19 protein-coding genes are annotated in these 17,257 nt (G+C 47.6%); 14 read left to right on the forward strand and 5 right to left on the reverse strand.

Going from position 1 to position 17,257, the window contains the following annotated elements; all coding sequences use genetic code 11:
- The first annotated feature begins 7 nt into the window (after nucleotides 1–7).
- From fliD to ACN0TF_RS00275, 3 genes are read left to right on the forward strand one after another with little or no spacing between them, the layout of a single operon-like run.
- A complete protein-coding gene (gene fliD, locus ACN0TF_RS00265) occupies nucleotides 8–1,402 on the forward strand; it encodes a flagellar filament capping protein FliD (RefSeq protein WP_417440305.1) in 1,395 nt (464 codons plus the stop codon).
- A 16-nt stretch (nucleotides 1,403–1,418) separates the two neighbouring features.
- Nucleotides 1,419–1,841 carry a flagellar export chaperone FliS gene (gene fliS / locus ACN0TF_RS00270; RefSeq protein WP_417440306.1) on the forward strand — a complete coding sequence of 141 codons (423 nt, stop codon included), beginning with the start codon at nucleotides 1,419–1,421 and terminating at the stop codon, nucleotides 1,839–1,841.
- Nucleotide 1,842: 1 nt separating this feature from the next.
- Nucleotides 1,843–2,136, forward strand: a complete 294-nt coding sequence (locus ACN0TF_RS00275) for a hypothetical protein (protein ID WP_417440307.1) — start codon at nucleotides 1,843–1,845, stop codon at nucleotides 2,134–2,136.
- A gap of 105 nt (nucleotides 2,137–2,241) precedes the next feature.
- On the opposite strand, the gene rpsT is transcribed toward ACN0TF_RS00275, so the two are convergent.
- Nucleotides 2,242–2,502 carry a 30S ribosomal protein S20 gene (gene rpsT / locus ACN0TF_RS00280; protein ID WP_011234382.1) on the reverse strand — a complete coding sequence of 87 codons (261 nt, stop codon included), beginning with the start codon at nucleotides 2,500–2,502 and terminating at the stop codon, nucleotides 2,242–2,244.
- A 193-nt stretch (nucleotides 2,503–2,695) separates the two neighbouring features.
- Between rpsT and murJ the strand changes: the two genes are divergently transcribed.
- From murJ to ispH, 6 genes are all read left to right on the forward strand, one after another.
- Nucleotides 2,696–4,258: a murein biosynthesis integral membrane protein MurJ gene (gene murJ, locus ACN0TF_RS00285; protein ID WP_417440308.1), complete on the forward strand. Its 1,563-nt coding sequence runs from the start codon at nucleotides 2,696–2,698 to the stop codon at nucleotides 4,256–4,258.
- Nucleotides 4,259–4,319: 61 nt separating this feature from the next.
- Nucleotides 4,320–5,258 carry a bifunctional riboflavin kinase/FAD synthetase gene (ribF, locus tag ACN0TF_RS00290; RefSeq protein ID WP_417440309.1) on the forward strand — a complete coding sequence of 313 codons (939 nt, stop codon included), beginning with the start codon at nucleotides 4,320–4,322 and terminating at the stop codon, nucleotides 5,256–5,258.
- A gap of 26 nt (nucleotides 5,259–5,284) precedes the next feature.
- The gene (ileS, locus tag ACN0TF_RS00295) at nucleotides 5,285–8,119 is read left to right on the forward strand and encodes an isoleucine--tRNA ligase (protein ID WP_417440310.1); all 2,835 of its coding nucleotides are present in this window, start codon (nucleotides 5,285–5,287) and stop codon (nucleotides 8,117–8,119) included.
- Nucleotides 8,112–8,639 carry a signal peptidase II gene (lspA, locus tag ACN0TF_RS00300; protein WP_253619815.1) on the forward strand — a complete coding sequence of 176 codons (528 nt, stop codon included), beginning with the start codon at nucleotides 8,112–8,114 and terminating at the stop codon, nucleotides 8,637–8,639. The genes ileS and lspA overlap by 8 nt, the downstream gene beginning before the upstream one ends.
- A gap of 10 nt (nucleotides 8,640–8,649) precedes the next feature.
- Nucleotides 8,650–9,090 (forward strand): FKBP-type peptidyl-prolyl cis-trans isomerase, encoded by a 441-nt coding sequence (fkpB, locus tag ACN0TF_RS00305; RefSeq protein WP_034819709.1) that lies wholly within the window; start codon nucleotides 8,650–8,652, stop codon nucleotides 9,088–9,090.
- A gap of 36 nt (nucleotides 9,091–9,126) precedes the next feature.
- Nucleotides 9,127–10,071, forward strand: coding sequence for a 4-hydroxy-3-methylbut-2-enyl diphosphate reductase (gene ispH, locus ACN0TF_RS00310; RefSeq protein WP_417440311.1), 945 nt, complete (start codon nucleotides 9,127–9,129; stop codon nucleotides 10,069–10,071).
- A 5-nt stretch (nucleotides 10,072–10,076) separates the two neighbouring features.
- Here the strand turns inward: ispH and ACN0TF_RS00315 are convergent, their stop codons facing one another.
- Genes ACN0TF_RS00315 through ACN0TF_RS00330 form a run of 4 tightly spaced genes read right to left on the reverse strand, consistent with a single transcriptional unit; the run spans nucleotide 10,077 to nucleotide 11,519 of the window.
- Complete coding sequence (locus ACN0TF_RS00315; RefSeq protein ID WP_417440312.1) at nucleotides 10,077–10,421, reverse strand: Type II secretion pathway-like protein; 345 nt, start codon at nucleotides 10,419–10,421, stop codon at nucleotides 10,077–10,079.
- Nucleotides 10,402–10,596, reverse strand: a complete 195-nt coding sequence (locus ACN0TF_RS00320; protein WP_417440313.1) for a Type II secretion pathway-like protein — start codon at nucleotides 10,594–10,596, stop codon at nucleotides 10,402–10,404. Before ACN0TF_RS00320 ends, ACN0TF_RS00315 begins: the two co-directional genes overlap by 20 nt.
- Before the next feature lie 12 nt (nucleotides 10,597–10,608).
- Nucleotides 10,609–11,109, reverse strand: coding sequence for a prepilin-type N-terminal cleavage/methylation domain-containing protein (locus ACN0TF_RS00325; RefSeq protein ID WP_417440314.1), 501 nt, complete (start codon nucleotides 11,107–11,109; stop codon nucleotides 10,609–10,611).
- Nucleotides 11,103–11,519, reverse strand: a complete 417-nt coding sequence (locus tag ACN0TF_RS00330) for a prepilin-type N-terminal cleavage/methylation domain-containing protein (protein WP_417440315.1) — start codon at nucleotides 11,517–11,519, stop codon at nucleotides 11,103–11,105. Before ACN0TF_RS00330 ends, ACN0TF_RS00325 begins: the two co-directional genes overlap by 7 nt.
- 167 nt (nucleotides 11,520–11,686) lie before the next feature.
- Here ACN0TF_RS00330 and flhA point away from each other — a divergent pair, with 167 nt between their 5' ends.
- Genes flhA through cheY form a run of 5 tightly spaced genes read left to right on the forward strand, consistent with a single transcriptional unit; the run spans nucleotide 11,687 to nucleotide 17,255 of the window.
- Complete coding sequence (flhA, locus tag ACN0TF_RS00335) at nucleotides 11,687–13,840, forward strand: flagellar biosynthesis protein FlhA (RefSeq protein WP_417441099.1); 2,154 nt, start codon at nucleotides 11,687–11,689, stop codon at nucleotides 13,838–13,840.
- Nucleotides 13,841–13,852: 12 nt separating this feature from the next.
- On the forward strand, nucleotides 13,853–15,187 hold the full coding sequence (gene flhF, locus ACN0TF_RS00340) for a flagellar biosynthesis protein FlhF (protein WP_417440316.1): 1,335 nt from the start codon (nucleotides 13,853–13,855) through the stop codon (nucleotides 15,185–15,187).
- A gap of 56 nt (nucleotides 15,188–15,243) precedes the next feature.
- Nucleotides 15,244–16,116 (forward strand): MinD/ParA family protein, encoded by an 873-nt coding sequence (locus ACN0TF_RS00345; RefSeq protein WP_011234369.1) that lies wholly within the window; start codon nucleotides 15,244–15,246, stop codon nucleotides 16,114–16,116.
- On the forward strand, nucleotides 16,109–16,834 hold the full coding sequence (locus ACN0TF_RS00350; RefSeq protein ID WP_417440317.1) for an RNA polymerase sigma factor FliA: 726 nt from the start codon (nucleotides 16,109–16,111) through the stop codon (nucleotides 16,832–16,834). Before ACN0TF_RS00345 ends, ACN0TF_RS00350 begins: the two co-directional genes overlap by 8 nt.
- A 37-nt stretch (nucleotides 16,835–16,871) precedes the next feature.
- Nucleotides 16,872–17,255, forward strand: coding sequence for a chemotaxis response regulator CheY (gene cheY, locus ACN0TF_RS00355; RefSeq protein ID WP_016341317.1), 384 nt, complete (start codon nucleotides 16,872–16,874; stop codon nucleotides 17,253–17,255).
- Nucleotides 17,256–17,257: the final 2 nt, after the last annotated feature.

Here is a 17,257-nt window from a genome sequence, read left to right on the forward strand (position 1 = left end):
TGATGATATGCCATTAGTTTCATCAATAGGTGCTCGTTCAGGCTTAGACCTGGAAGGTATCATTAAAGCGACGCTAGAAGCGGAACGTGTTCCGAAAACTAACCGACTTGATCAGCAAGAGGGGCGGTTGCAGGTCGAGTTGTCTGCGGTTGGTGAAATGAAATCGGTATTGTCAAAGCTTCAGGAAGCGTCAGAAGAACTGTCGAGCGGCGAGCTATTCAGTGCTATGAAAGCTTCTGTTAAACAGCCTGAGTCAGGTGATGTTATAACCGTTGAAAGCACAGAAGATGCCGGTGTAGGTAATTTTGATATTTCTGTGACTCAACTGGCAAAAGGAAGTCGTGCCGTATCGGCTGATGGTGCTTTTGCTGACTCAGACACAGAGGTAAATACTAATGCTGGTTCATTGACTTTTGGTGCCGGTGAAGAGAGTTTTACTCTGGATATCGAAGCGGGTTCAAGTCTGGAAGATATTCGTAAAGCAATCAACTCGTCCGAGGATAACTTTGGTGTAACCGCCGATATTATTAATACTGGCGACCAGGCGAAACTGGTATTCCGCTCAAATGTTAGTGGTGAAGGCAATAACTTAACCGTGACCAATGATAACGCTGAGTTTGATGCTATTTCTACCCAAGCTAATGGTGGAGCCCCAGGCACAGGCGGTATGAGTATTGCCGATGCGGATAAAGCGACCGATGCTATTATAGAGATTGATGGTATCCAGGCCAGAAATGACACCAATACTTTTGAAGATGTTATTCAGGGCTCAACTATTACTGCGGTGAAAGAATCTGAAGGCACAGAAACAGCTCGATTATCGATAGCCCGTGATGATGAGGGAGTTGCAAAGTCAGTCGATGCCTTTGTCAAAGCTTATAATGGTGCTATTTCATCGTTAAATGAAATTGGTGGCGAAAACAGCATGTTGCAAGGTGATGCGACGGTTCGCAGTTTAAAGAGTCAGTTAAATAATATACTGACTTCCACATTTGGTGACGGTGAAACTTTGTTTGACTTAGGTTTTGGGCTGGATGAGAACGGAAAGCTGGAACAGGAAAACCCTGTAACTAGCGTTAGCGATGTCTTGAAAGATAATCCCGCAGCGTTAAAGTCTGTTCTGGGGGGCGAAAACGGGTTAGCGTCTCGTTTAGATAGCTTTTTAGAGGGGTACGTTAGCGGTGGTGGCTCGTTAGAGCTGCGCAAAGACACGATTGACGAAAGTCTGGTGCGTGTAAAGGAAAGCCGTGAAGATCTCAAACTTCGCATGGAGTCTATGGAAGAAACCCTGCGTTCAAAATATCAGGCTCTGGACTCCTTGGTTGGTCAGCTGCAAAGTCGTGGAAACTCGGTCAGTGCTCAGCTTGCGAACCTTCCTGGCTTCACTAGAGACAATGATTAATTAGAGGTAATATCGTATGAATGCCAAGTTAAAAGGCTACACTAAAGGTTCTCTGCAAACCCGCGTTGCGGGTGCTGACCCTTATCAACTGGTACAAATGTTGATGGCTGGCGTGCTGGAGAACCTGAATTACGCCAAAGGTGCTATTCAGCGAAAAGACTTAGAGAAGAAAAGCCATTATCTAAGTAAGGCTCAGGCCATTGTCGATTCTTTGCGCTATAGCCTGGATGACACTGCGGGTTCTGACGCTGCCGGTAACTTACGTGAGCTTTACATGTACATGAGCGCGCGTATTACTGATGCATCAATTGAGCTGGATGTTGACATTATTGATGAAGTCGCGCGTTTAATGTTGGATATTAAAGGTGCATGGGACCAAATTCCAATGGAACAACGCGATGTTGCTATGAATCAAATACAACAAGCTTCAGGCGCTTAGTTTGAAAGATAAGATGCAGCCTGAAAAGTTAACAAAGTTAAACGACCAGCTGAAGCAACAGTTAGCGGATTCAGAATTTGAATCTGCTAACACTACGCTGGCCGAACTGATTAGAAGCCTCAACCATCTTCCTGACAATTGGCAAGAGTCTCAGCAGTGGGTAACTGTGGTTGCTGAAGCAGATAAATACTTGACTGAAATTCAGCCAACATTGGAGGCGGAGCAGGAAAAAGCCCGGTCTGCGATGAGTAAAATTACAAAAAGCAAAAAAGGCGTTAAGGCTTACACTAAGTAAAATTAAGGTAAATAGCGCAACAGGCTGTTACGACAGATATAAAAAAACCGGCATATTAGCCGGTTTTTTCGTTCCCTGCGCCTAAGCCCAGGTCAGTAATTCTTCTTACAGTGCTTTGATCTTAGCATTCAAACGGCTCTTATGGCGTGCCGCTTTGTTTTTGCTGATAAGACCTTTAGTCGCGTAGCGATCCAGCATTGGAGCTACGTCTTTCATTGCAGTGTTTGCTGCTTCTTTGTCTTTTGTCTCAATAGCTGCGTTTACACGTTTAAGGTAAGTACGCATCATTGAACGACGGCTTGCATTGTGGCGGCGATTTTTCTCGGCCTGGATCGCACGCTTTTTAGCAGACTTAATGTTAGCCAAGGTGAACTCCTAAATTCATTAACAGAACGCTTCTCTTATAAAGGCCGCAGATTATGCCTTTTCTGCTGTAAAAGTCAACAGTGAAAAGGGAAAAACTCAGTGCTTTAACTGAGGTTTTGATAAAATAGCATCCGTCATTGGTCTCAGTTACAATCAAAAACAGAAACTTAGCTGTCAGCCGAAAGGATCTCTCGTGTCAAAAGCTTTACTCCGCTCAGGTTTTATCGTCAGCGCGATGACCCTGATCTCGCGCGTATTGGGTTTAGTGCGCGATGTGGTCATTGCCAACCTGATGGGAGCCGGCGCTGCGGCAGATGTGTTCTTTTTTGCTAATAAAATCCCTAACTTTTTACGCCGGTTATTTGCTGAGGGCGCTTTTGCCCAGGCTTTTGTGCCGGTGCTCACAGAGTACAAGCAGGGCAAAGAACTGCCTGATCAGCAATTACTCATTGCCCGGGTATCGGGCACCTTAGGCACCATTGTGACGGTGGTCACCATTTTCGGTGTGGTAGCTTCCCCGGTTGTGGCTGCGCTTTTTGGTATGGGGTGGTTTTTAGATTGGTGGAATGACGGCCCGCAGGGACAAAAGTTTGTACTCGCCAGCGATTTACTCCGCATTACCTTTCCTTATTTATGGTTTATTAGTTTCGCCGCTATGGCGGGAGCCATACTGAATACGCTGGGCAAGTTTGCCGTAGCCGCTTTTACACCGGTATTTTTGAATGTAGCTATTATTGCGGCGGCTATCTGGTTGGCTCCGCAGCTTGAGCAACCGGAATATGCACTGGCCTGGGGCGTATTTTTCGGTGGTTTTATCCAGCTGTTATTTCAGTTGCCGTTTCTGAAAAAAGCGGGGTTATTGGTTAAACCACAGTGGGGCTGGAAAGACCCGGGCGTTACCAAAATTCGCAAACTAATGCTGCCGGCTATTTTTGGTGTGTCGGTTAGCCAAATCAACTTACTACTGGATACCCTCATTGCCAGCTTTTTAATGACCGGTTCGATAAGTTGGCTGTACTACTCCGACCGATTGCTGGAGTTTCCGCTGGGTCTGTTTGGCATTGCCATTGCTACGGTCATTTTGCCCGCGCTTTCATCACGTCATGTGGATAAATCGAATGAAAACTTCAGTGCTACGCTGGACTGGGGCATTCGCATGGTGCTATTGCTGGGTGTACCGGCCATGGCGGGGCTTTTTGTATTAGCAGAGCCGATGCTTATGGTGTTGTTCATGCACGGCGCCTTCAGCCCGGACGACGCGCGTATGGCGTCTTACAGTCTTATGGCCTATTCCACCGGTTTGCTAAGTTTTATGATGGTAAAAGTCCTGGCAACGGGCTTTTACTCCCGCCAGGACACTAAGCGCCCGGTGAAGTACGGCATTATTGCTATGGCAGCCAATATGGTATTTAACATTGCTTTGGCTATTCCATTCAGCTATGTCGGGTTGGCACTGGCAACGGCGGCGTCTGCGGCTATTAACGCCGGGCTGTTGGGCGTTACTTTATGGCGTGAAGGCGTGCTGAAAAAACAACCCGGAACTGGGCGTTTTATTTTGCAGGTACTGTTCGCCGCTGCCGCTATGATAGCCGGCGTGCTTTGTCTGAGTCCGGATATTGCAACCTGGCGAACCAGTTCTTTAGTTGAGCGACCCTGGCTTTTGGCTCAGGTGATTGGATTCGGTGCAGCCATTTATATTGGTGTGTTGGTTATCACGGGCATGAGACCGAGACATTTCCGTGCGCGCGAGTACTGATTATCGCCTCGGTATCAGTTATAATCGCGTCTTTTCCGGAAAACATTAAGATTGTGCGGGCATGGAACTGATTCGCGGTACTCATAATCTCAGAGCTGAACATTGTGGTTGCGTATTGACCATAGGTAACTTCGATGGTGTTCACCTGGGGCATCAGGCGGTGCTTAGTCAGGTTCGTGAAAAAGCTCAACAGTTGGGAGTGCCTTCCGCGGTTATGACCTTCGAGCCTCAACCGCAAGAGCTGTTCCAGCCTGAAAAAGCGCCTGCACGGTTAACCAACTGGCGCGAAAAATATCTCGCGCTACAGGCGCAAAATGTCGACCGGCATATTGTTGTTGAATTTAATAAGAAGTTTGCCAGCCAGCCAGCCCGCGAGTTTATTGAACAGACTTTGGTGGGTAAGTTGGGCGTTAAGTTTTTGGTCGTGGGCGATGACTTTCGTTTTGGCTATAAACGAGAAGGTGACTTCGAGCTACTGCAAAAAGCCGGTAAAGAACTGGGGTTTGAGGTGGTCGATACCCGCAGTTATCGTCAGCAACAACAACGCGTTAGCAGTACCGCTATTCGTCAGGCACTAGAAGAAGGCGACTTTGAACAGGCCGAACAAATGCTCGGGCGACCTTATCAAATATGCGGAAAAGTCGTACATGGACGCAAAAATGGCCGGACTATTGGTTTTCCTACCGCAAACGTGCCGTTAAAACGTTTAAAAAGCCCATTACATGGGGTATTTGCAGTAACAGCTCAGTTTGGTAAAGACGAAGAAATACATTCCGGCGTTGCCAACCTGGGAACCCGGCCAACATTAAATGGCGACGAAGTACAGCTGGAGGTGCATTTGTTTGAGTTTTCAGGCAATCTGTACGGTCAGCAGATGACGGTCACACCGGTGGCCAAATTACGTAATGAGCAACGCTTTGCGTCGTTGCAGCACTTACAAGAACAAATTGAAAAAGATGCCGCCCGCGCACGTGAAGCATTAGCGTGCCGGAGTCAGTAACTATGCGGAAATGGAAACAGTGACCCATGAGTGATTACAAACACACCTTAAACTTGCCAGAAACAGCATTTCCAATGCGCGGCAACCTGGCTCAGCGCGAGCCAAAGATGCTGGAGCAGTGGTATGAAACTGACCTGTACGGTCAAATTCGTAAAGCTAAAGCGGGCAAGCCAAAATTTATTCTGCACGATGGCCCTCCGTATGCGAACGGGCAAATTCACATTGGTCACGCCGTAAATAAAATTTTAAAGGACGTTATTGTTAAGGCAAAAACCTTAAGCGACTTCGACGCGCCTTACGTACCGGGCTGGGATTGTCATGGTCTGCCAATTGAACTGCAGGTAGAGAAAAAACACGGCAAGCCGGGTAAAAAATTGAATCTGGCCGAATTCCGCGAAAAGTGTCGTGAATACGCAATGACCCAAATCGACCAGCAACGTACGGACTTTAAACGTCTGGGTGTGCTTGGCGACTGGGATAACCCCTACCTGACTATGAACTTTAAGCAGGAAGCCGACAGTGTTCGTGCTTTGGCAAGAATTATTGATAAAGGGCATTTGCATCAGGGCTTTAAACCGGTTCATTGGTGTACTGACTGTGGCTCAGCGCTGGCGGAAGCGGAAGTGGAATATCAGGATAAAAATTCACCGGCTATTGATGTGCGTATGCCGGTTGCGGCTACGGCTGAAACGGTTGAGCGCTTCAGCACGCCGGAAGGGCATGTGGGTGAAGGCAATGTCAGCATGGTTATCTGGACCACCACACCGTGGACCATTCCGGCTAACCGTGCGGTGACTCTGGCCGACGGGCTTGAATATACCTTAGTGCAGGTTGAAGCCAGCGACGACCAGCCAGCAGAGCGCGTGATTTTAGCCGATGACCTTGTTACCTCCTGCATGGAACGTTGGAATATTACGCATTACCACAAGCTGGGTTTCTGTAAAGGCAGAGACTTAGAAGGCCTGCAATTGCAGCATCCGTTGTTTGAATTGCAGGTGCCGGTTATTTTAGGTGATCACGTGACGACCGAAAGTGGTACCGGTTGTGTGCATACGGCACCGGGTCATGGTGTTGATGACTTCTTAGTGGGTCAGAAATACGGCATTGAAGTTTACAACCCGGTGGGTGATAACGGAGTGTATAAAGACGACACTCCACTGTTCGCCGGACAGCATGTGTTTAAAGCGAACGAACCTATTGTTGATAAGTTGCGCGAAGTGGGCAATTTGATGCATGCGGAAAGTTATCGCCATTCTTATCCGCATTGCTGGCGCCATAAAACGCCAATTATTTTCCGTGCTACGCCGCAGTGGTTTATTAGCATGGACAAGAAAGGTTTGCGTGCAGGTGCTTTAGAGCAAATAAAAAAAGTCGACTGGTTCCCTGAGTGGGGGCAGAGTCGTATTGAATCTATGGTTGAAGGGCGCCCTGACTGGTGTATTTCACGTCAGCGTACCTGGGGTAACCCCATTGCCATTTTCGTAAACCGTGAAACGGAAGAGCTGCATCCAAACACGCTGGAGCTGATGGAAAAAGTGGCTCAGCTAATTGAAAAAGACGGCGTGCAAGCCTGGTTCGACTTAGAGCCGGAAACCTTGCTGGGTGACGAAGCTGACAAATACCGCAAAGTTACCGACACTTTAGATGTTTGGTTTGACTCTGGTGTAACGCATCATTGTGTATTGCGTGAGTTTGACGGCTTGCGCTGGCCTGCCGATTTGTATCTGGAAGGCTCGGATCAGCACCGCGGCTGGTTCCAGAGCTCGCTGGTTACCGGTGTTGCAATGTATGACGAAGCGCCGTATCACCAGGTATTAACCCATGGCTTTACTGTTGATGCACAGGGCCGGAAGATGTCGAAGTCTATCGGTAACGTGGTTGCTCCGCAGGACGTGATGAATAAGCTGGGCGGAGACATTCTGCGCTTATGGGTCGCGTCAGCAGACTACTCTGGCGAAATGACGGTTTCTGATGAAATCCTCAAGCGTTCAGCGGATGCGTATCGTCGGATTCGTAATACGTCGCGCTTTTTGCTGGCGAACTTAAGCGGTTTTGACCCTAAACAGGACCTGGTTGCCAAAGAAGATATGGTTGAACTGGATCGCTGGATTGTCGGGCGTGCGGCGGACTTACAACAAGAGTTGCTGGAAGCCTACAATAACTATCAGTTCCATAGTGTGGTGCAAAAGCTTATGCATTTCTGCTCCATTGAACTGGGCAGCTTCTACCTGGATATTATTAAAGACCGCCAGTACACCGCAAAATCTGAAGGTTTAGCTCGGCGCTCATGCCAGACGGCGCTGTATCATATTGCCGAGGCGTTAGTGCGCTGGATGGCTCCAATTTGCAGCTTTACCGCTCAGGAAATTTGGGACTTGTTACCGAACGGACGCAGCCAGTATGTCTTTACTGAAAGCTGGTATCAGGGCTTTGATGAATTTTCTGGTGTTAAAGACGCTGAGAACGAGTTCTGGATGCAGTTATTGGAAATTCGTGATGTCGTTAACCAGGCGCTGGAACAGTCACGCCGGGATGATGTTATCGGTGGTTCGTTACAGGCAGAAGTCACATTATACGCTGATGATAAACTGGCGACAGCTTTGAATCGTTTGGGTGAAGAGTTGCGTTTTGCACTGCTGACATCGGAAGCGCAAGTGGCCTCTATTAATGACGCACCTGCTGACGCCGTTAAAGCGGAGAAAATGGCTTTGGCCGTTAGTGTGACAAAATCTGAATACAAGAAGTGCGAGCGTTGCTGGCATCATCGCGAAGAGGTGGGGACTTTAGATAGCCACTCTGATTTATGCCAGCGCTGCGTAACTAATATTGAAGGTGAAGGTGAGGAGCGTCGTTTTGCCTGATTTTTCTAACCAGACCAACCGTGCAACCGGGCTGCGTTTTTTGTGGCTGACCTTGTTGCTAGTGGTTATTGATCAAATTACTAAAATTTGGGTGGCGGGTGAGTTTGAGCTTTATGAAAGCCGAGTTTTAATTGACGGGCTATTCAACTTAACTTACGTGCACAATTACGGTGCGGCCTTTAGCTTTTTAAGTGACGGCGGTGGTTGGCAACGTTGGTTCTTTACTGCCATTGCTATTGCCATCAGCGTGGTGCTGCTAATTTGGATGCGCCGCAACCCAGTGGGTTTATGGCGCCAAAATTTAGCCTTTTCCCTAATTATGGCCGGGGCTATTGGTAACGTAGCAGACCGTTTAATGTATGGTTATGTTATCGACTTTTTTGATGTTCATTATCAGGGGTGGCACTGGCCGGCCTTTAACGTAGCCGACATGGCCATTACTATTGGTGCCGCACTCATGTTGTTGGAAGCTTTTTTTGATAACCGTCGGGACAAAGCCGAGAACGGTCACGGGCAGTAAGGAGTTTCGTTTGAGTCGTTTACCTATAGAACACGGACGAGAAGTGGTTATGCACTTCACCATTAAACTGGCCGATGGCTCGGTTGCAGACAGCACCAAAATGTCTGGTAAGCCTGCCAGATTCCGGATGGGTGATGGCAACCTGACCGAAAACTTTGAAGCGTGCCTGGTGGGGCTGCGCGAAGGGGCAGAACGCGAGTTCACTTTAGAGCCTAAAGACGCCTTTGGTGAACCGAACCCGGACAACTATTATTATGTTGATTCGGCAAAATTTAACGATGAAACCAAACCGGAAGTTGGAGCCATTTTGGCTTTTACGCAACCGGATGGTACCGATTTACCGGGAATTGTTCGTAAAGTTGAAGGTCCAACAGTTACCATCGATTTTAATCACCCGTTGGCCGGACAAACGGTGATTTTTGAAGTAGAGATTATTAGCGTTGAGCCATAATTGGTTAATGAACCGGGCTAAATGCAGGAGGAACTGATGCAAATTTTGTTAGCGAACCCACGGGGCTTTTGTGCCGGAGTTGATCGCGCTATAACTATTGTTGAGCGGGCTTTAGAAATATTTGAGCCGCCAATTTACGTGCGTCACGAAGTGGTTCACAACAAATACGTTGTCAGTAAACTGCGTGAGGCCGGTGCGGTTTTTGTAGAAGAGTTACACGAAGTACCGGATGACCAGATTGTTATTTTTAGTGCCCATGGCGTTTCACAGGCGGTAAGACAAGAAGCCAAAGATCGAGGCTTGCGGGTATTTGACGCGACTTGCCCATTGGTGACCAAAGTCCATATGGAAGTTACCCGTGCCAGCCGTAAGGGCCATGAATGCATTTTAATTGGTCACGCCGGACACCCTGAAGTTGAAGGGACTATGGGCCAATATAATAATGCCGAGGGTGGTATTTATTTGGTGGAGTCGCCGGAAGATGTTGCTAAGCTCGAAGTGAAAGATCCGGGTAACCTGCATTACATGAGCCAGACCACCTTATCGGTTGATGATACTGCCGATGTAATAGATGCCTTGCGTCAAAAATTCCCTGAGATAAACGGGCCACGCAAAGACGATATATGCTATGCCACTCAAAACCGTCAGGATGCGGTACGCGAATTAGCCAGCGATGCTGATATCATGTTGGTGGTGGGCGCGCGCAACAGCTCAAACTCAAACCGCTTACGCGAGCTTTCCGAGAAAATGGGAACCCCAGCGTACCTAATTGATGACGCCAGCTGTATTGATAAAACCTGGTTAGAAGGTCACGACAAGGTCGCCGTAACCGCTGGCGCTTCAGCACCAGAAGTTCTGGTCAAAGAAGTCATTGCTAAGCTACAGGAATGGGGCGGTAAAACTGCAGTAGAACTGAGCGGCCGCGAAGAAAATATTACCTTTTCAATTCCACCAGAGCTAAGACCTCACCCGGTGGGCTAGAAGGTTTATCGGGAAAGCCAGAATGTCTGGGTCAGTTCGTTATCGTTTCCCCAGTAAACGGTTACCTCGGTGGTTGCGTTGAACTGATCGATAGAGGTCAGCTCCGCTTTTAAATGAAGCTGTCCTGTTTCCCTCGATAGTTCCGGGTTATTACCTTGAGCCCACGCTTGTTGAGCGTCACTTAAATAAGTCATCAAAAGCTCCACCGCCTTTGCTTTTGTGTGGGCACGATCAATCGCCGATAGCCCAACTTGTAAAAGCTGCAGACTGCTCACGGACCAGAGCGCCACCAGAGCAGCTCCCGCCAAAACTTCAAGCAGAGAAAAGCCTTTATTCTTGTGACAGTTCATAAGCTCTGCGCTCTGCTTCAAAATCCTGCTGAAATCGCTGAGAAAGCTGTTCCCACTGATGATGTTGCTGAGCTTCTATCATTTGCGCGTAGAAAATCAGTGCAGCTAAACTGACCGAGCTTAAACTTATAAGAGTTACTAAGGTGAGTATCAGAGCGAATCCTTTCGCGTTCATAGTGAGCTCCATTTAGTTAACCTGAGGAGTGATTGTCCGTTTGAAAACATGTGTCTGTGCATTGTTAGTAACGGTAAAAGTTACAACGAGTTTTGATAACCCTCGACCGGATTTCGGAGAGTAAGAGTCAGCAGTAAATTGCGTGACTTTGAATTGAGACTTATCGGTCAGGGACTGCCAGCCATACCCAACGCAATCGAGAGTCATTGAGTTATGCTGTAGCTGTTCATTCCTGATTCGGAAGCCAACTGAGCCTCCGTTTTGCTGAGGAAACAAATAGCAATTGCCCTGAGGGTTCGAAATTTGCGGTGCGGCTGTATTTTTTAAGGTTTCAAAAAACTGATTTGCGACTGACTGAGCACTTAATAGTAAATTGACCCGCATTAGCTTGCGGTGTTGCATTCCAGTTTGCCATTGCGTTTGTTGCTGCGTCGCCAGAACAACTATCGCGCCAATAGCCGAGGCTATAAGAACTTCCACTAAACTACTGCCGCGCTCAGACACTATTAACATGAGGGGATTCCCGGAAGTGAGTTACCCTGACTTAAGCACAATCGAATACGACCGATACTGCTGATGATGACTTTTACCTGCCATTTTTTGCCCTTTAGCCTGATATGTCCGGGTGTCGCGGCCGCTGACTCTCCATAAAAAATGAGCGACGCGGAAGAACTGTAAGTGTATTTGGTTTGAATACCTGAGGCTTCGGAGCCATTGCTGAATGTGACTAAGTCGACTTCAATAGATTCCTTATTCGCTATGGACTTGGCTTTTACCAACTGCAAATAAGACAGCCAGCGTCCAGCCTCTTTTTGAAGCAACAAAGACTCTGTCTGCTGAGTAAATATTGGCAGGGCAGAAGCGCCAAGCACCGCACTAACAGCCAATGCTACGACCAATTCCATAAGAGAGTAACCGCGCATAAAAACACATTATTTTGAAGAAGAGTAACGAGTATAGAAGTTGTTTAAGCTTTGTCTGTAAGCCCCAACTGAAAAGAATGTAAGATAACCTCCGAGTAAAACGAAAGCTGGCTCGATTCTTGAATAAAACACCGCAGGTTCAACTTTTTGACGCAACAGGAAGACGTATGGCGGGCGGTGCCGAAAAGTTAGTAAATTTAAGAAATTTCACGCAAAACAATGCGCACCTTATCAAAGGATTCGGAACGCCGTTGGCTATTATGGCCATTCTGGCTATGATTGTTTTGCCAATTCCGGCCATGGTGCTGGATATTCTCTTTTCATTCTCAATTACCTTGTCACTGGTGGTTATGTTGGTGGCTGTTTATACCCAACGTCCGCTGGATTTCGCCGCCTTTCCTACCGTTTTGCTTATTGCTACGGTGCTACGCTTAAGCCTTAACGTGGCCTCTACGCGTATTGTTTTATTAGAAGGACATAACGGGCCCGGTGCTGCTGGCTCTGTTATTGAAGCCTTTGGTAGCGTGGTCATAGGTGGTAACTACACTGTCGGTCTGGTGGTGTTCGCCATTCTGGTTATTATCAACTTTGTGGTTATTACTAAAGGTGCCGGCCGTATTTCAGAAGTGACCGCTCGCTTTACCCTTGACGCTATGCCCGGTAAACAGATGGCCATTGATGCTGACCTTAACGCGGGTCTAATCAACCAGGAAGAAGCCAAAGCACGACGTAGCGATGTAACCCGTGAAGCTGACTTTTACGGCTCTATGGACGGCGCCAGCAAGTTTGTTAAAGGTGACGCCATTGCCGGTATTCTTATTCTCTTTATCAACATTATTGGCGGGCTGCTCATTGGTATGATCCAGTATGGCCTGACCTTTAATGAGGCCGTTGAGGTTTATACCCTGTTAACCATTGGTGATGGCTTGGTAGCTCAAATTCCGTCATTGTTACTGTCAGTTGCGACTGCCATTATCATTACTCGTGAAAATAACAGCCAGGACATGGGCGATGCGGTTGTTTTGCAATTGCTCGATAACCCTAAGGTTTTGGTCATTACCAGTGCGGTACTCTTTGCCATGGGGGTTATCCCTGGCATGCCGCACTTGGCTTTCTTAAGTATGTCTGCTGTGTTAGCGGGCGCCGCGTACTTCAAACTCAAGAAAAGCAAAACTGAAGAAGGCGAGCTGGTCGAGAAAGAGCAGGAGCAACAAGTTCAGCAGGCGCAACAAAAAGAACTTAGCTGGGATGACGTGCGCCATGTAGACACCATTGGCCTGGAAGTCGGTTATCGCTTAATTCCTTTGGTGGATAAGCAGCAGGGCGGTGAATTGCTGTCACGAATTAAAGGCGTACGTAAGAAGCAGTCTCAGGAGTTTGGCTTCCTTGTTCCCGCCGTACACATTCGGGACAATCTCGATTTAGGCCCCAACAGTTATCGCATTACTCTTATGGGTGTGACCATGGGCGAAGCTGAAATTCGTCATGACTGGGAGATGGCGATTAACCCGGGGCAGGTATTCGGTGAACTGGACGGTGAGAAGACAAAAGATCCTGCCTTCGGTCTTGATGCCGTCTGGATCCGTCCGGAACAACGAGAGCACGCACAAACTCTGGGTTATACCGTGGTTGACGCTGCAACTGTAGTCGCTACGCACTTAAGTCAGATTGTAACCAATCATGCATCTCAGTTACTGGGTCACGAAGAAGCACAAGAATTGCTGGACCGTCTGGGCCGTACTCATCCTAAGCTGGTTGAAGGCCTGATTCCGGATCTATTGTCACTGGGTAACTTTGTGAAAGTACTGCAGAACTTACTGGATGAAGGCATTGCGATTCGGGATATGCGCACCATTGTACAAACTTTGGTTGAGTATGCAGGACGTAGCCAGGACCCTGAAGTATTGACGGCTGCAGTCAGAATCTCACTACGTCGCTTAATTGTTCAGGACATTGCTGAGGGAGCCGCAGAGTTGCCTGTCATAACTTTGGCACCAGAGTTGGAACAGATGTTGCATCAGTCATTGCAAATGGCTGGTAATGACGGAAATCAGCAAGGGGCCGGAATCGAACCTGGTTTGGCCGAACGCCTTCAACAGTCATTACGCGAAGTGCATCAGCAGCAGGAAATGAATGGTGAGCCTTCAGTACTGCTGACTTCTGGACTTCTGAGGTCAACCATGGCGCGTTTTGCGCGTCACGCTACCGATGGTATGCGTGTGTTGTCCTATCAGGAAGTACCGGATGATAAACAAATTCGCATTGTCAGCTCAATTGGTGGACAACAAAACGGTGGTGAACAAACCGCCACACAAGAGTAACGGGAGTCGCTTGTGAAGATTAAACGCTTTTTTGCCGAAGATATGCGCCGTGGTTTGCAACAGGTTAAAGAAACTTTAGGTCCGGATGCTATTATCCTGTCCAATAAGAAAGTAAACGGTGGTATTGAGCTGGTTGCAGCCATTGACCCCGATGCGCAACAGGCACAGCCATTGGCTGAACAAGCGCCGAATGAGCCGGCCGCGTCAAAGACGCCAGAAGTGCCGGCTGAATCTTTGCAGGAATTGTTACAGCGTCAGGCACAGGCTGAACAGCCTGCGCAACGCTCTGCTACGCAAGCGGTTGCTGAAGCGTCAAAACGGCCAGAACCGAAAGCCGAGCCGCAAGAATTTAATGGCTCTCAACTCAACGACGATATTTTCCCTGAACAAGTAAACGCACCGGCAGCCGACGACTCCCAGGCCATTGCTGAACTGCGCTCTCAGGTCAATGGTATTCGTCAATTGCTGGAACACCAGTTGAGCGGCTTGATGAAACAAGAAATGGATCGTGAAGAACCAATCCGCTCTATGCTGATGAATCGGTTAATGGATATGGGCTTGAGCGAACGAGTTGCCGACCAGATTGCCTGTTTTATTCCTGAAGGCGGATCAGATGATGAGGCCTGGGAACAGACTTTGCATTTATTGGAAGGCCAACTGAATACCACCTCTGACGATATTTTGACACGCGGTGGTGCGGTCGCTTTAGTTGGCCCCACCGGTGTAGGTAAAACAACGACGATTGCTAAATTAGCGGCTCGTTATGCGCAACGCCATGGTGCCGATAAAGTGGCTTTAATTACCACAGACACCTTTCGTATTGGCGCCAGTGAACAATTACAAACTTATGGTCGTATAATAGGGTGTCCGGTCAAAGTGGCTAAAAATGCACAGGAACTGGCAGATGCATTACTTGCGCTACGTCAAAAAAGTCTTATTTTGATTGATACGGCAGGCATGGGTCAACGCGATAAGCGTTTGAATGAACAGTTAAGCCAGTTAATTCAGAATTCCCGGCTGCGCATCCGCCCTTATCTGGTGTTGTCTGCCACATCACAAAGCCAGGTGCTGATGGATGCTGTTAAGCAGTTTAAAGCATTACCTTTGTCTGGCTGCATTTTTACTAAGCTGGACGAATGCTTAAGTTTAGGTGAGAGTATCAGCGTAGCAATAGAACATGGCTTACCAGTTGGCTATTTAACAAATGGTCAGCAAGTACCTGAAGACATTCGGGTAGCGGATGCCAACTTTATGGTTGCCGAGGCTGAGCGGCTGCTTGATAAAAGCATTTGTTCCTCAGTGTCAGACGTGCCAAAATCGTACTGGAATGAGGCGTTTTCTCGCTGAATGAGCCAATATAATATGAAGCTGTTATCAATCTAGTCAGAAAAGAGATACGCCCGATGGATCAAGCAAGCGGTCTGCGAAGAATGAAACAATCGAAAGTAAAAGTTATTGCGGTAACTGGTGGTAAAGGCGGCGTTGGGAAAACCAACGTGTCGCTGAATATGGCTATCGCAATGGCAAAGCAGGGCAAACGAGTATTAGTGCTGGATGCCGACTTAGGTCTGGCTAACGTCGATGTTATGTTAGGCCTGCGGGTTGAGCGCAACCTTTCTCATGTGTTGAGTGGGCAGTGTGAGCTGGAAGATATTCTGATTGAAGGCCCGGCAGGAATCAAAATTGTTCCGGCAACATCGGGAACGCGTTCTATGGTGGACTTGAGTGAATCTGAGCACGCCGGATTAATAAGAGCCTTCAGCCAGCTTCAGGGAAACTATGACGTATTAATTGTCGATACCGCAGCTGGTATTGGTAATACCGTTGTCAGCTTTGCCAGAGCGTCACAGGATGTTTTATTAGTGGTTTGTGATGAACCAACATCAATTACCGATGCATATGCACTGATAAAAGTATTGAGCCGGGAGCAAGGCCTGTTTAAATTCAAGGTGGTTGCCAATATGGTAAGAAATCTGCGCGACGGACAAGTATTGTTCAATAAATTGACTAAAGTAACCGACCGATTTTTAGACGTCGCTTTAGAGCTTGCCGCGATTATACCCTTTGATGATAACTTGCGCTTAGCTGTTAGAAAACAACAACCTATGGTACTGGCTTATCCAAAATCACCAGCCTCTTTAGCGATAAAAGCTTTGGCTAAGAAAGCCATTGACTGGCCTGTTCCTGCTCAAGCCGGCGGACATTTAGAATTTTTTCTTGAACAATTGATAACTTCTGCCGATAACGAGAGTAAGCGGGATGTTGCCAATGAATAAAGCTGCCGTTTATGCCGCCACTGCTGACAACCGGAATGCTATTATTGAACAGCATACCGGGCTGGTTAAGCGTATTGCACACCATATGATGGCTAGACTTCCAGCCAGTGTGCAAGTGGACGATTTGATCCAGGCAGGCATGATTGGCTTATTAGAAGCTGCGCGTAACTTTGATAACACTAAGGGCGCCAGTTTCGAAACCTTTGCCGGCATTCGCATTCGTGGTGCGATGTTGGACGAAATTCGTCGTGGTGACTGGGCTCCGCGCTCGGTTCATCGTAATCATCGGCGCGTACTGGAAGCCATTCGTCAGGTTGAAAATGAAACCGGACGCGATGCAAAAGACACGGAAGTGGCCGCCAAACTGAATATGGGTATGGATGAATATCATCATATTTTGCGGGATGTCAGCACGGGACGAATAGTTGGTATTGAAGATCTTGGTGTATCAGAAGATGCTATCATGCCAGAGCAGGTAACGGGTTCAGCTTATGAGCCACAAAAAGATGTTGAGAACGCGGCGTTTCATAAAGCGCTGGTTTCGACAATATCTTCGTTACCAGAACGTGAAGCTTTGGTGCTTTCGTTGTATTATGACGAAGAATTGAATTTAAAAGAGATAGGTGAAGTGCTGAGCGTGAGTGAATCACGAGTCAGTCAAATTCACAGTCAGGCAATGTTGCGACTGAAGTCGCGAATGCAAAATTGGGTTGAATAAACTTTGGTTGTAATCGAGAGCCTCAGTGGAGGGTGCTTTGGATAAAAATATGAAAATTCTCGTTGTGGACGACTTCTCTACAATGAGACGAATCATTAAGAACTTACTTCGTGATCTTGGCTTTACCAATATACAGGAAGCCGATGACGGTAATACCGCATTGCCCATGTTGCAGAACGGTGATTTCGACTTTGTCGTAACCGACTGGAATATGCCGGGTATGCAGGGAATCGACTTGCTGCGTGAAATTCGCAAGGACGATAACCTGGCTCATTTACCGGTGTTAATGGTAACAGCGGAAGCCAAGCGAGAGCAGATCATTATGGCAGCTCAAGCTGGAGTAAATGGTTATATTGTTAAACCATTTACAGCCGTAACGTTGAAAGAAAAGCTCGACAAGATTTTCGAACGAATCAGCTAAAG

Origin of the sequence: Idiomarina sp. (assembly GCF_048265525.1) — a bacterium.
Taxonomy (GTDB): domain Bacteria; phylum Pseudomonadota; class Gammaproteobacteria; order Enterobacterales; family Alteromonadaceae; genus Idiomarina.

Bases quoted from the DNA above. Each gene is read 5' to 3' on its own strand.
- fliD (WP_417440305.1), top strand. From the start codon at position 8: ATGCCATTAGTTTCATCAATAGGTGCTCGTTCAGGCTTAGACCTGGAA.
- ribF (WP_417440309.1), top strand. From the start codon at position 4,320: ATGGAACTGATTCGCGGTACTCATAATCTCAGAGCTGAACATTGTGGT.
- fliS (WP_417440306.1), top strand. From the start codon at position 1,419: ATGAATGCCAAGTTAAAAGGCTACACTAAAGGTTCTCTGCAAACCCGC.
- ACN0TF_RS00325 (WP_417440314.1), bottom strand. From the start codon at position 11,109: ATGTTAATAGTGTCTGAGCGCGGCAGTAGTTTAGTGGAAGTTCTTATA.
- ispH (WP_417440311.1), top strand. From the start codon at position 9,127: ATGCAAATTTTGTTAGCGAACCCACGGGGCTTTTGTGCCGGAGTTGAT.
- ACN0TF_RS00350 (WP_417440317.1), top strand. From the start codon at position 16,109: ATGAATAAAGCTGCCGTTTATGCCGCCACTGCTGACAACCGGAATGCT.
- flhA (WP_417441099.1), top strand. From the start codon at position 11,687: ATGGCGGGCGGTGCCGAAAAGTTAGTAAATTTAAGAAATTTCACGCAA.
- ACN0TF_RS00345 (WP_011234369.1), top strand. From the start codon at position 15,244: ATGGATCAAGCAAGCGGTCTGCGAAGAATGAAACAATCGAAAGTAAAA.
- ACN0TF_RS00315 (WP_417440312.1), bottom strand. From the start codon at position 10,421: ATGAACTGTCACAAGAATAAAGGCTTTTCTCTGCTTGAAGTTTTGGCG.
- ileS (WP_417440310.1), top strand. From the start codon at position 5,285: ATGAGTGATTACAAACACACCTTAAACTTGCCAGAAACAGCATTTCCA.
- ACN0TF_RS00320 (WP_417440313.1), bottom strand. From the start codon at position 10,596: ATGAACGCGAAAGGATTCGCTCTGATACTCACCTTAGTAACTCTTATA.
- ACN0TF_RS00330 (WP_417440315.1), bottom strand. From the start codon at position 11,519: ATGCGCGGTTACTCTCTTATGGAATTGGTCGTAGCATTGGCTGTTAGT.